The 12,931-nt window shown below is 64.9% G+C and carries 12 protein-coding genes; 7 read left to right on the top strand and 5 right to left on the bottom strand.

The window, feature by feature from the left end; all coding sequences use genetic code 11:
• Positions 1-7: 7 nt before the first annotated feature.
• The gene (locus tag J7347_RS11675) at positions 8-2,320 is read right to left on the bottom strand and encodes a CDC48 family AAA ATPase (RefSeq protein WP_209162271.1); all 2,313 of its coding nucleotides are present in this window, start codon (positions 2,318-2,320) and stop codon (positions 8-10) included.
• Between the two features lie 350 nt (positions 2,321-2,670).
• Between J7347_RS11675 and J7347_RS11670 the strand changes: the two genes are divergently transcribed.
• The 7 genes from J7347_RS11670 (at position 2,671) to J7347_RS11640 (ending at position 8,087) form a co-directional block, all read left to right on the top strand.
• Entirely contained in the window at positions 2,671-3,393 is a 723-nt protein-coding gene (locus J7347_RS11670; protein ID WP_209162270.1) for a CoA transferase subunit A, read from the top strand.
• On the top strand, positions 3,390-4,217 hold the full coding sequence (locus J7347_RS11665; protein ID WP_209162269.1) for a hypothetical protein: 828 nt from the start codon (positions 3,390-3,392) through the stop codon (positions 4,215-4,217). The genes J7347_RS11670 and J7347_RS11665 overlap by 4 nt, the downstream gene beginning before the upstream one ends.
• Positions 4,214-5,164: an HAD family acid phosphatase gene (locus tag J7347_RS11660; protein ID WP_209162268.1), complete on the top strand. Its 951-nt coding sequence runs from the start codon at positions 4,214-4,216 to the stop codon at positions 5,162-5,164. Before J7347_RS11665 ends, J7347_RS11660 begins: the two co-directional genes overlap by 4 nt.
• A 1-nt stretch (position 5,165) precedes the next feature.
• Complete coding sequence (locus J7347_RS11655) at positions 5,166-5,825, top strand: CoA transferase subunit B (RefSeq protein WP_067680320.1); 660 nt, start codon at positions 5,166-5,168, stop codon at positions 5,823-5,825.
• Positions 5,826-5,838: 13 nt separating this feature from the next.
• Positions 5,839-6,987, top strand: coding sequence for a CoA transferase (locus J7347_RS11650; RefSeq protein WP_209162267.1), 1,149 nt, complete (start codon positions 5,839-5,841; stop codon positions 6,985-6,987).
• Positions 6,988-7,069: 82 nt separating this feature from the next.
• A complete protein-coding gene (locus J7347_RS11645) occupies positions 7,070-7,633 on the top strand; it encodes a MarR family transcriptional regulator (protein WP_209162266.1) in 564 nt (187 codons plus the stop codon).
• An 82-nt stretch (positions 7,634-7,715) separates the two neighbouring features.
• Positions 7,716-8,087: a hypothetical protein gene (locus J7347_RS11640; RefSeq protein ID WP_209162265.1), complete on the top strand. Its 372-nt coding sequence runs from the start codon at positions 7,716-7,718 to the stop codon at positions 8,085-8,087.
• A 67-nt stretch (positions 8,088-8,154) separates the two neighbouring features.
• On the opposite strand, the gene metK is transcribed toward J7347_RS11640, so the two are convergent.
• The 4 genes from metK to prmC all read right to left on the bottom strand — a co-directional run bounded on the left by metK (position 8,155) and on the right by prmC (position 12,930).
• The gene (gene metK / locus J7347_RS11635; RefSeq protein WP_209162264.1) at positions 8,155-9,378 is read right to left on the bottom strand and encodes a methionine adenosyltransferase; all 1,224 of its coding nucleotides are present in this window, start codon (positions 9,376-9,378) and stop codon (positions 8,155-8,157) included.
• A 60-nt stretch (positions 9,379-9,438) separates the two neighbouring features.
• Positions 9,439-11,028: an apolipoprotein N-acyltransferase gene (lnt, locus tag J7347_RS11630; protein WP_209162263.1), complete on the bottom strand. Its 1,590-nt coding sequence runs from the start codon at positions 11,026-11,028 to the stop codon at positions 9,439-9,441.
• 31 nt (positions 11,029-11,059) lie between these two features.
• On the bottom strand, positions 11,060-11,824 hold the full coding sequence (locus tag J7347_RS11625) for a DUF4167 domain-containing protein (protein ID WP_209162262.1): 765 nt from the start codon (positions 11,822-11,824) through the stop codon (positions 11,060-11,062).
• 266 nt (positions 11,825-12,090) lie between these two features.
• Positions 12,091-12,930: a peptide chain release factor N(5)-glutamine methyltransferase gene (gene prmC, locus J7347_RS11620; RefSeq protein ID WP_209162261.1), complete on the bottom strand. Its 840-nt coding sequence runs from the start codon at positions 12,928-12,930 to the stop codon at positions 12,091-12,093.
• Position 12,931 lies beyond the last annotated feature (1 nt).

The raw sequence follows: 12,931 nt of genomic DNA, 5'->3' as shown, positions 1-12,931 counted from the left end.
GAGAGACTTATCCTTCCCCGTGCTTCCGCTCGCGCGTGCTTTCCACCATGCCCTCGTAGACGAAGCCGATCGGCACCGCTTCCGCCGCGCGCTTCTTCAGCTCGCCGCGCATCTTCTTGTATTCCTCTTCCATCTTGAGCGTCACCGTCGCGCGCGAATCCTCTAGCGCTTCGACGAAGTCCTGATTGCTCACCTCGGTGACCTCGCGGCCCACCCGGTGCAGCGCGTTGAGACCCGCACGGCGAACCACGTCTTCGAGGTCGGCGCCGGTAAAGCGCTCGGTCTTGCCCGCCACATCGGCGAGGTCGACATCGTTTGCCAGCGGCATGTCGCGGGTGTGGATCTTGAGGATATGTTCGCGCCCGCCCTGATCGGGCGTGCCGACATAGACCAGCTCGTCGAACCGGCCCGGCCTCAGCAGCGCGGGATCGACCAGAGTCGGGCGGTTGGTGGCACCGATCACGACGACCGACTGCAATTCCTCCAGCCCGTCCATTTCGGCAAGGATCGTGTTGACCACACGGCCCGTCACCTGCGGTTCGCCCGCACCCGATCCGCGCGCGGGGACCAGGCTGTCGATCTCGTCAATGAAGACGACGCATGGTGCCACGGCGCGCGCGCGTTGGAACATGCGGGCGATCTGTTGCTCGCTCTCGCCATACCATTTGGAGAGCAGGTCCGAGCTCTTCATCGAAATGAAGTTCGCCTCCGCCTCCTTGGCGACCGCCTTGGCGAGCAGAGTCTTGCCCGTGCCCGGCGGACCGTAGAGCAGGAAGCCCTTGGCCGGACGGATGCCGAGCCGGTGGAAGGCTTCGGGATTGCGCATCGGCAGTTCGATGCCTTCCTTCAGTTTCTCCACCGCATCGCCCACACCGCCGACATCGCTCCATTCGACATTGGGGACCTGCACCATCACCTCGCGCATGGCGGAAGGCTGGATGCGCTTCAGCGCGCTGATGAAATCCTCGCGGCTGACATAGAGATCGTCGAGCACTTCGGGCGGCACAGTCCGCTCGTCGAGATCGAGGCGTGGCATGATCCGGCGCACAGCATCGATGGCCGCTTCGCGCGCCAGCGCGGCGATGTCAGCGCCGACGAAGCCGTGCGTGGTGCGCGCCAGCTCCTTCAGATCCACCTTGTCGCCCAGCGGCATGCCGCGGGTATGGATGCCGAGGATTTCGCGCCGCCCGTTCTCGTCCGGCACGCCGATCACGATCTCGCGGTCGAAGCGGCCCGGACGGCGTAGCGCTTCGTCGATGGCGTCGGGACGGTTGGTGGCCGCGATCACGACCACGTTGGCGCGTGATTCCAGGCCATCCATCAAGGTCAGCAACTGGGCGACGAGGCGCTTTTCCGCCTCGCCCGGCACGCGGTCGCGCTTGGGCGCGATCGAATCGATCTCGTCGATGAAGATGATCGCGGGCGCATTGCGGCTCGCCTCCTCGAACACTTCGCGCAGGCGCTTCTCGCTCTCGCCATAGCCCGAACCCATGATCTCCGGGCCGTTGATGATCGAGAAATTGGCATCGCTCTCGTTCGCGACCGCCTGGGCCAACCGCGTCTTGCCGGTTCCGGGCGGGCCGTGCAGCAGCACGCCCTTGGGTGGATCGACGCCGAGGCGGGTGAACAGTTCGGGATAGCGCAGCGGCAGTTCCACCATCTCGCGCAATTGCTGAATCGTGTCCTCGATTCCGCCGACATCGTCGTAATTGACGACCGCGCGGCCCGCCTTGGCTTCTTCATATTCGGCGCGCAGCTCGACCTCGGTATTCTCGTCGATATGGACGATACCCTTGGGCGACGTCGAGACGACGGTGAGCCGGATCTGCGTCAGCGCATAGGCGGGCGAATTGACCATGCGGCGCAGTTCCTGCGGCATGTTCTGCACCGGCTGCTGCCCCGTGGTGGCGACGAGATCGCCGGCCACCAGCGGTTTCTTGAAGAAATTGCGCTTCAGCGCCTGCGCCGGGCCCTGCAGGCGCATTTCGCGACTGGCGGGCGCGAAGACGACACGGGTCGCGGGGCGCGATTCGGTCGAGGCGATCGTGACGTGTTCGCCCGATCCGGTTTCCGCATTGGCCCGCTGCAACCCGTCGAGGCGCACCACGTCGAGCGCCTGATCCTCGTCGTAAGCGGCCATGGCGATCGCCACGGTGGAGCGCTTGCCCTTGATTTCGACCACATCGCCTTCGGTAATGCCCAGCTTCTGGAAGGCCGTGCGCGGCAGGCGCGCTATCCCCTGCCCGCTTTCCTCCTGCCGTGCCGCTGCAACCTGCAGCCTCACCGTGTTATCTTCGACTGCAGCTTGCGCATCGGCCATTCGCTCGGTCCGTCCTCAATTCGTGTCACTGGCGGGACAGGTAGGAACCGGCCCCTCGCGATGCAAATGAGCGAACGGCGTGCAAGGTCCACGAAAAGACCCTGCAACGCATGCAAACAAGAAAAAAGCCCGGCTGGCGAACCAACCGGGCTGTTAAGTCTTGGGAGAGGATGCCTGAAAAGGCATGACCGATATGCGCTTGCAGCAAATATTGTGCAAGTGCGAAAAGAACATTCATGGTTGCAAGAAGCGCAACACTCTGCCGCACAGGTCGCTCTGCTCGCGCGTTTTGCGCAGGGGTGACAGCGCCCCGCCATGGTCCTAAACCGCCTTGCCGTAACGGAGGTCCGATGAACAAGCTTTACCCTGATGCCGCCGCCGCCCTCGATGGCGTGCTGAAAGACGGCATGCTGATCGCCAGCGGGGGCTTCGGCCTGTGCGGCATTCCCGAACGCCTGCTGGTCGCGATCCGCGATTCGGGCGTCAAGAACCTGACCTTCGCCAGCAACAATGCCGGAATCGACAATGAAGGGATCGGCATGCTGCTGCGCACCAAGCAGGTGGCGAAGATGATCAGCTCCTATGTCGGCGAGAACAAGGAGTTCGAGCGCCAGTTTCTTTCGGGCGAGCTCGAGGTCGAATTCTGTCCCCAGGGCACGCTTGCCGAGCGGATGCGTGCGGGCGGTGCGGGCATTCCCGGCTTTTACACCAAGACCGGCGTCGGCACGCAGGTGGCCGAGGGTAAGGAGGTCAAAAGCTTCATGGGGCCGGACGGCCACGAAGAGAATTACATCCTCGAACGCGGCATCTTCGCCGATCTGTCGATCGTGAAGGCCTGGAAGGCGGACGAGACCGGCAATGTCGTATTCCGCAAGACCGCACGCAATTTCAACATGCCCGCCGCCACCTGCGGCAAAGTCTGCGTCGCCGAGGTCGAAGAGATCGTGCCCGTGGGCGAGCTCGACCCGGATGCGATCCATCTGCCGGGCGTGTTCGTCAATCGCCTGATCGTGGGCGCGCCCTACGACAAGAAGATCGAATTCGTCACCACGCGAGACCGCGAGGCGGCTTGACCTTGCGGGGCGTCCTGTCCTCTCTGGCGCTGACGGGCGCGGCTTTTGCGCTGCAAGGTTGCGTGGTCGCGGCCGCCGCTCCGTTTGCCGCAGCAGGCGTCGCGATCGCCAAGGGCAAGCGGGACGCACCGCGCGCTCCGGCGAATGCCGCGCTCGCCCCAGCGCCTTCGACAGCCGCCGCGCTCCCTTCGTCGGATGACACGGCCGTGGTGCTGACCGACCTCACCGCCCTTCCCGCCCCAAGCCCACGCGACATCGGCGTTCGCGACAAGACTTTCCTGACCTTCGCGCAGCACGCGCTCGATCGGGTCGAGGCCAGCCCTGCCAACGCCGACACCCGCAGCGCCGTGCTGGCAACCCCCGGCGCGTTCGACAGCGAGCGCGCGGCCTGTCGCGCACGCCCCGCCATGGTGCTGATCGATCTCGATCCGGGCCGCGACGCCTTCGATCCGCTGGCCAACAGCCAGACCGATCCCGGGCTCGTGGATGCCCTGACACGCTTGCGAGAGCAGGACGTCGTCATCGCCTGGCAGACTCGTCTGGGCGAAAATTTCGCCGAAGCCATTCGCGCCGCTCTCGCCCGCACCGGGCTCGACCCCGAAGGAACGGACAAGCTTCTGGTCCTGGGCTCGCTGGACGAGCGCAAGCAGACGCGGCGCGATGCGCAGGCGAAAACGCATTGTATCGTCGCGATTCTGGGTGATGAGCGCGCCGATTTCGACGAACTCTATCTGTATCTCAAGGATCGGGAAGCGGTCGTCCCTTCCGATGCGATCATCGGACGGGGATGGTTTCTGGCGACGCCAATCGTGAGCGAGGGATGATGCAGCGGATTTTCAAGGCACTGGCGCTGACCGGTTCGGCGCTGACTATGGCGGGATGCGCGCAGAGCGTGACTGGGGTCGAGCTGCCGGTTGCACCGGCTCCCGCGATCACGCTGGAGAGCGCCGCGCCCGATTCGATGCGCTGGCTCTACGGATCGGGCGAAGCGGCGGGCGTCTCGATCCAGACATGGCGCATGCTGGCCGATTACGCCGAAAGCGTGGCGCGTGGGCCTGCGCCTGCTCGATCGGTGGCGATGGGCTTGCCGCAAAACGTCGCTGATGGTGTCGGCACCGTATCCTGCCGCCGCGCCGATGGCACCGCGAAGCCGCTGGCGATCGTATTCGATGTCGACGAAACGGTGATCCTCAACGAAGGCTACGAATATTTTCTCGCCACCGGCAACACCTACAGCCGCGAAACGTGGGAGATGTGGGAGCGCACCGGCGCGGCGCAGGTCTCTCCCGTTCCGGGTGCCGTCACGGGATTGCGTCGCCTGCGCGCGGCGGGCGTGACCCCGGTCTTCAACACCAACCGGCAATACAGCCCCGAAGGCGCCGCACGCGCCATCGCCATGGCGGGCCTCGGCGAGGCGGTTCACCGCGAAACCCTGTTCCTGCGCGGCGACGACGGCACCGACAGCGGCGACAAGGACGGGCGGCGCGCCCTGATCGCCGAGCGGTATTGCGTAATCGCGCTGGCGGGCGACAATCTTGGCGACTTCGCCGATATCTTCAACGACGACACTCGCGGCGTCCAGGCGCGCCGCACTCTCGCCGCGCGGGGTGACTACGCACAGCTCTGGGGGCAAGGCTGGTTCGCCTTTCCCAACCCCGTCTACGGCGATTCCATCACCGGCACGATCGGCGAGGTCTATCCCGAAACCCACCGCTGGAAACCCGGCACGCCGCGCTCCGACGCGCCCGCAATCATGAATGAAGGCCAATGAGATGACCGATACGACTGCCACCGGCTGGGACCGCAACCAGATGGCCGCCCGCGCCGCCAAGGAGCTGGAGGATGGCTATTACGTCAATCTCGGCATCGGGATCCCGACGCTGGTCGCGAACCACATCCCCGAAGGCATGCATGTGACGCTGCAGAGCGAGAACGGCATGCTCGGCATCGGGCCTTTCCCCTATGAGGGCGAAGAGGACGCCGATCTCATCAATGCCGGCAAGCAGACCATCAGCGAATTGCCGCACAGCGCCTATTTCGACAGCGCGACCAGCTTCGCCATGATCCGCGGCGGGCATATCGATCTGACCGTGTTGGGCGCGATGGAAGTGGCGGAGAATGGCGACATCGCCAACTGGATGATCCCCGGCAAGATGATCAAGGGGATGGGCGGCGCGATGGATCTGGTCGCAGGCGTCAAGAAGATCATCGTGGTGATGGACCACACGGCCAAGGACGGATCGCCCAAGTTCCTGCCCGAATGCTCGCTGCCGCTGACCGGAACGGGCGTGGTCGACATGGTTATCACCAATCTGGGCGTGTTCCAGCGCGCGGATCACGAAAGCCCGTTCAAGCTGGTCGAACTGGCGCCGGGCGTGAGCGCGGACGATATCGCCGCGCAGACCACGGCGCATTACGAAGTCGCGCTGTAATCCGACGCGCATCGTGACCGGCTGGCTGGACGCACCCCGCAATCCGAACGCGCCGCTTGCGGGGGTGAAGGTGCTCGAACTGGCGCGCGTGCTGGCGGGGCCGTTCGCGGGGCAGATCCTGGCCGATCTGGGCGCGGACGTCATCAAGGTCGAAAGCCCCGATGGCGACAACACCCGCATCTGGGGACCGCCCTGGATCGAGCACGATGGCGAGCGCACAGCCGCCTATTACCACGCCTGCAATCGCGGCAAACGCTCGCTGGTGGCGGATTTTCGCGACGCTGGCGATCTCGACAGGGTGAAGAACCTCGCAGCAGAAGCCGACGTCGTCCTCGAGAATTTCAAGCCTGGGGCGCTCGGCAAGTTCGACCTCGATTACGAGAGCCTGTCCGCGTCCCATCAGGCGCTCGTCTATTGCTCCATCACCGGCTTCGGCCAGACCGGGCCGCGGCGTAGCGAGCCGGGTTATGATTTCGTGATCCAGGCGATGAGCGGCATGATGTCGCTGACCGGCGAGCCGGAAGGCGATCCGATGAAGCATGGCCTGTCGATCAGCGACCTATCCTGCGGCTTGTGGTCGGCCAATGCGGTGCAGGCGGCGCTGCTGATGCGGCACCGGACCGGGACCGGCCAGTGGATCGATATGAGCCTGCTCGATTGTTCGGTGGGCCTGCTCGCCAATCAGGCCATGACCTATTTCGCCACGGATAAAAATCCGCCGCGCATGGGGAACGCGCACGCCCAGGTAAGCGCATACGGCGTCTTCCCGACGCAGGACGGTCCGGTCGTGCTGGCACCTGCCAATGACGTGCTGTTCCGCAAATTGCTGACCCTGCTCGGGCGGGACGATTTGCTGGGCGATCAGCGCTTCGCCAGCAATGAAGGCCGCATTGCGCACCGCGCTGAAATCGACGCGCTGATCGCGGGAGAGACCGCCGGGTGGGCTCGCGACGCGCTGCTGGCGGCCTGTGCCGAGGCAGGGGTTCCCGCCGGGCCGATCAACGATCTCGACACCGTCTTCGCCGATCCGCAAGTGCGCGCCCGCGAGCTGAAGATCGCGCCGGACGGTGTGCCCGGCATACGCAGCCCGTTCCGCTTTTCCGATGCGGATCTGGCGCTCGACGAACCGAGCCCGCGACAGGGAAGCATCGACCCACGCTAATTTCTCTCGCGAGAGAAATTTCTCTTGCCTCACTCGGCCCTGCCGTTATTTCTGTAATTACAGAAACGAAAGGCGAGTCGCGATGAGCGCGTTCATGGACATCCCCGAAGTCCGCTCCTTCATCCTCCATTGGGGTGAAATGGGCACGCAATGGGGCGTCAATCGCTCGGTCGCGCAGATGCACGCCCTGCTCTATCTCAGCGACCGGCCGCTCCCCGCCGAAGAGATCTGCACCCGTCTCGGCCTCGCTCGCTCGAACGTATCGAACGGGCTCAAGGAATTGCAGAGCTACCGGATAATCCGTCGTGTCCATGTCGAAGGCGATCGGCGCGATCATTTCGTCGCCGACACCGACCTTTGGGACATGCTCATGAAGATCGCCGCCGAACGCAAACGGCGCGAGATCGATCCGACGATCCAGCTCCTCGGCGAGCTGGCCGAAAGCCTCGACGGGCGGACCCAGCTGCCCCCGCATATCCACGAACGGATCGGTCGCATGCACGAATTCCTCGGCACGCTGACGAACTGGTACGACGATGTGCGCCGCCTGCCGCGCCCCACCCTTGTCGCACTCATGAAGCTCGGTGGCCGGATCGCCCGCTTTATCCCCGGCGGCAAAACCAAACCTTCAGCCGACACCGACTGATTTTCCCGCGCCGAAGAAAGGAGGCCACGCCCTTTCCGCATTACCCAATTTCTCTAATTTCAGAAATTAAAGGAGAACCCAGATGTATCTCGTACCCGCTTTCCTCATCTATCTCGCTGTGAGCCTCGCCCTTACCGTCTGGGTCGCGCGGACTCTGTCGCGCAATGGGATCGTTTTCCTGAAGGAATGCTTCGGGCACGACGATGCGCTGGCCAATTCGACCAATCACCTGCTGGTCGTCGGCTTCTATCTCGTCAATCTGGGCTGGATCCTTCTGACGCTACGCTACGGCACCGCGCCGGAAACGCTCGCGCAGACGATCACTTTCCTGTCGAGCAAGATCGGCCTCGTCGTGGTGGTGCTCGGAGCCATGCACTTCTTCAACATGAACGCGATCGCCAAATTCGGCCGCAAGGTCGGCCAGTGGCTGCGCGAAGATAGCGCCTACGCCTGACGCGTGACGCACCAATGAAAAGGGCGGCTCTCGCGGGCCGCCCTTTTCCTGTCTCGAATGTCCCGGATCAGCCCATTGCCGCCTTCAGATCCTCGACAAGATCGGTGCGCTCCCACGGGAAATGATCGCCGGTCACTTCGCGGCCGAAATGGCCGTAGGCGGCGCTTTTGCGGTAGATCGGCTTGTTGAGGCCCAGATGGGTGCGAATCCCGCGCGGGGTCAGGCCGCCGAGCTTGCCGATCCCGCGAATGGCCTTTTCCAGCCCTTCGTCGGTCACCCCGCCTGCGGCGGTCCCGTGCGTGTCGACATAGAGCGATAGCGGCTCGCTGACGCCGATCGCATAGGCGAGCTGGATCGTGCAGCGGCGCGCGAGGCCGGCGGCGACGATGTTCTTGGCGAGATAGCGCGTGATATAGGCCGCAGAGCGATCGACCTTGGTCGGATCCTTGCCGCTGAATGCGCCGCCGCCATGGGGGGCCGCGCCGCCATAGGTGTCGACGATGATCTTGCGGCCCGTCAGGCCCGCATCCCCGTCCGGCCCACCGATCTCGAAGGCGCCGGTGGGATTGATATGCCAGACCGTCTCTTCCGTCAGCCACCCTTCGGGCAGGATCTCGCCGACCGTCTTCTTGACGTAGGCCTTGAGCTCGGCCTCCTTGTCGCCCTTGTCGTATCCGCGCGCATGCTGCGTCGAGACAACAACAGCGGTGCATTCGACCGGCTTGTGGTTCTCGTAGCGCAGCGTAACCTGGCTCTTTGCGTCGGGTTCGAGGAAGGGCGCTGCGTCGCTCTTGCGGTCATCCGCCATGCGGGCGAGGATCTTGTGGCTGTAATCGAGCGTCGCGGGCATCAGGTCGGGCGTTTCGTCGCAGGCGAAGCCGAACATGATCCCCTGATCGCCCGCGCCTTCGTCTTTGTTGGACCCATCGGCACCCGCATCGACACCCTGCGCGATTTCGACCGACTGGCCGTGGAGGTGATTCTCGAAGGTCAGCGTTTCCCAGTGGAAGCCGTCCTGTTCGTATCCGATCTCGCGCACCGTTTGGCGCACGACATTCTCGATCTCCTCTTGCGCGCCTTCTGCCCAGTCACCGTTCTCGAACACTCCCTTGCAGCGGATTTCACCGGCAAGCACGACGCGCTGCGTGGTGGTCATGGTTTCGCAAGCGACGCGCGCTTCCGCGTCCTTCGAGAGGAAGAGGTCGACGATAGCGTCGGAAATCTGATCGGAGACCTTATCCGGATGGCCTTCCGAAACGCTTTCGGAAGTGAAGAGGTAATTGCTGCGCATGGGGTCTCCGATGGAAGGGGAAGTTTCCGATATAAAGATAGCTTTATGTGTTGCCCTTACCTAGCGCCGCCACAGGCGCGCCGCAACCAGCGAAAGGGCAAGAAAAGCTATCGCCCAGAGCGCGGTAAGCCCATGGCCCATGCGCGCGAACAGGGTCGGTTCGAGCGCCTGCGGCACGAAGCCGTCGATCCGGTCCGCCCGGTGCATCCCTATATGATCGCGGACCACGCCCTTCGCATCGATCACCGCGCTGATGCCGGTGGTGGTGGAGCGCAGGACCGGCAACCCCTCCTCGATCGCACGCATCCGCGCCTGGCCGAGATGCTGGGGCGGGCCCCAGGCACCGAACCAGCCATCGTTCGAGGGATTGAAAATGTAATCGGGCCGATCGTTCGGATCGACGACCTCGCCCGAGAAGACGATCTCGTAACAGATCTGCATCCCGGCCTTGCCCCAGCGGCCCAGATCGAGCGTGCGCGGACCGGGGCCGGGGATGAAGTCGATCGATCCGGCGACGAGGCGGGACAGGCCGAGCGGTTCGAGCACGGCGCGCATCGGCAGATATTCGCCATACGGGACCAGATGCGCCTTGGCATAGCGCGGCCCGATCGTGCCGTCCGCCGCGATCGGCGCGATGGAATTATAAGCTCCGACAGCGCGCTCGTAATCGCCATCCCTGCCGATTTCGAGGTCGACCATGCCGGTCAGCAGCAGACTGTCCTGCCCGATCGCATATCCGATCCGGCGGCGCGCGAAGACCGGGTCTCCGGCGACGGTCATCTGGTCGTAATAGCGTTGGGGATAGCCGGGGCGCAGATAATCCGGAACCGCGGATTCGGGCCACAGGACGAGCCGCCGGTCGAATTCGCGATTGGGCTGCGACAGGCGGTGCAGCGTCAGGAATTGCGTCTCGAAATTGCTCGGATCGTCGAGCACCTCCTGACGCAGATCGGGCTGGACCAGCGTCATCGCGAGGTCCGACGAGCGTGCGGCGGGCTGTGGCAGATACATGCCCAGCGCCAGCAACAGCGCTGCACCGCCGAACACCAGATAGCGCTTTTCCCGAAGCAGCCACAGCGCAAGCCCGCTCGCCAGCGCGACCATGCCGGACAGGGCATAGGTACCGAACCAGGGAAGCGCCAGAGCGAGGCCGGGGCGCGCAAACGGGCCCACCCACATCAGCGAGAGCGGCCCCCAGACATAGCCGGTGAAGACCCAGCTGCGCAGCCATTCGGCCACGATCCAGCTGCCCGCAAAAGCGAGCGACCAGACGGGGATCGGCTTGCCACGCGCCAGGAGATGCGCACCCAGCACTGCGAGCGCGGGATAGACTGCGAGATAGACCGACAGGAGCGGCACTGCCGCCCAGCCCAGAATGGCGGGCATTTCCGCCTGATAGGTGAAGGCGGTGGCGATCCAGTTGTTGGTGAGCGTAAAATGGGCGAGCCCGAACAGCCAGCCGCGCAGCAGCGCCTCACGCCAGTTACCGGCGCTTCGGCCGATCCAGATCAGCCCGGCCAGTCCCGCCATGGCGAGCGGCCAGAGATGAAGCGGCTGGAACCCGGTCGCGGCGAGCAGGCCGAAGCCCAGGGCGGCGAGCCGCGGATGCGCGGCGAGCGCATCCCTCATCCGTTCGAAGAAAGCCTGCATCGCAGCCGCGATCCGCTGCCAGTCCCGCCGATCAGCCTGCGACGCTTACCTTGTCGTCGTCCTGCGGCTGAGCCTTGCGGGCGCGCGATGCGCGCTTGGGCTTCGGCTTGGCGCTTTCTTCGTCCCCATCCGAACCCACGATCGAAGGCGGCAGCGCCGCCACGTCGATTTCCGCCGACGCTTCCAGATCCGCCTTGCGCTTGCGCGGGGCGCGCTTCTTGGGCGCTTCGCTCTCTTCGCTGCGGCTTTCGCGCACGAAGGGATTGTCGTCCTGTTCGAACCGATCGTCGCCCGCCTGCGTGTCGCGGTCGGCCTTGCGCGGGCGGCCGCGGGTTGCGCGCTTGGGCGCATCCTCGCTCCGCCCATCGCTGCGTTCGTCCTGACGGTCGTTGGAACGTTCGGCCTGGCGGTCATTGCCGCGTCCGCCGCGCTCGCGCCGATTGGGCTTGCGATCGTCGTTCCGGCTGTCGTTGCGATTATCCTGGCCGCGCGTATCGTCATCATCGTCGCCGTCGCCGTCGTCGCGATCCTGGCGGGTGTTGCCGCGCGCTTCGTCCTGGCGGGCCTTGTTGTCGGCGATCACACGGAAATAGTGATCGGCGAACTGGAGATAGTATTCGGTCTGAACACGGTCGCCATTGTGCTGCGCGTCCTGCGCCAGCTTCTTGTACTTGTCGAGAAGCTGCGGCGCATTTCCCCGCGCGCGACTGTCGATCCGGTTACCGGAATTCGCCCCGCCCTGATTGCGATTGCCGCGACCGCGACGGCGGTTGTTGTTGTTACGATTGTTGTTCAAGGAATAGCGTCCTCATTCATGGCGCGGCGCGAACCGTGTTCGCTCTCAGCCGCGTGACCCCTCCTGCGCCGAAACCGTGGTCGCGAGACTTACCAGTCGCGAAACCTGGGCGCGGGCCGCATCTTCCGATCTTTTTGCACGGTCCGCGAAGCAAAGCGCCTCACACCTGAACTGCATATGTCGGAGCCAGACCGGCGGGACGAACGCGTCGCACTCCGCTAACCTGTAAGCTAGGGGTAGTGGCTCCCACCCGGTTTGCCAAGCCCCTATCGGTTTATTCCCCGCATCATGGTCAAAGCGCGCGGCCGTCCGGCACGATCGCGATGCAATTTGGCTGCAAACCCTTCTGTCGCTGCGAGGGACGCGACTGCATCGGCCTGGCCCGCCCCGATCTCGAAAATGGCGACGCCTTTCGGCACCAGCAGCCCGGCAAGCTGGGGCAGCAGCGCGCGATAATCGTCGAGCCCTTCGGCACCTGCGAACAGGGCCGATCCCGGCTCGAAATCGCGCACGTCCGGATCGAGATCGGCGCCCTCCTCGACATAGGGCGGATTGCACAGGACGAGATCGAAGGCTCCGAGTTCGGCGGCCCAGCCCGCCTCGTGCCAATCGCGTTCCTCGAAACGGGCCCGCGCAGCAAGGCCGAGCCGCTCGGCATTCTCGCGCGCGACGGCCAGCGCAGCGGCGGAGCGATCCGTAGCGACACCCTCGGCGGCGGTTTCGGCAAGAACGCTCAGGAGCAGTGCGCCCGTGCCGGTGCCCAAATCGAGCACGCGCCGGGGCTGCGGATCGACGGCGAGGGCCGCTTCCACCAGCACCTCGCTATCGCCGCGCGGGATCAGCGTGGCGGGCGTGACGCGGAACGTGCGCCCGAAAAACTCCTGCTCGCCGAGGATATGCGCAACCGGCTCTCGCGCGGCGCGGCGGTCCACCAGCGGTTCGAAGCCTGTCGGCACGCAATCGCGCATGTGCCGCAGGAGCAGGTCGGATCGCGAGGCGCCGAGCGCGTGCGCCATCAAAAGCTCCGCATCGAGCCGCGCGGTGTCGCTGGTCGCGGACAGCCGCTCGGCGGCGGTGCGCAGGGCATCGGCGATCGTCGCGGCCATC

It is taken from the genome of Erythrobacter sp. A6_0, from assembly GCF_017744235.1.
Classification (GTDB): domain Bacteria; phylum Pseudomonadota; class Alphaproteobacteria; order Sphingomonadales; family Sphingomonadaceae; genus Qipengyuania.
Note: the sequence above shows the minus strand (reverse complement) of the source record. Positions and strands in the feature narration are given on the sequence as shown.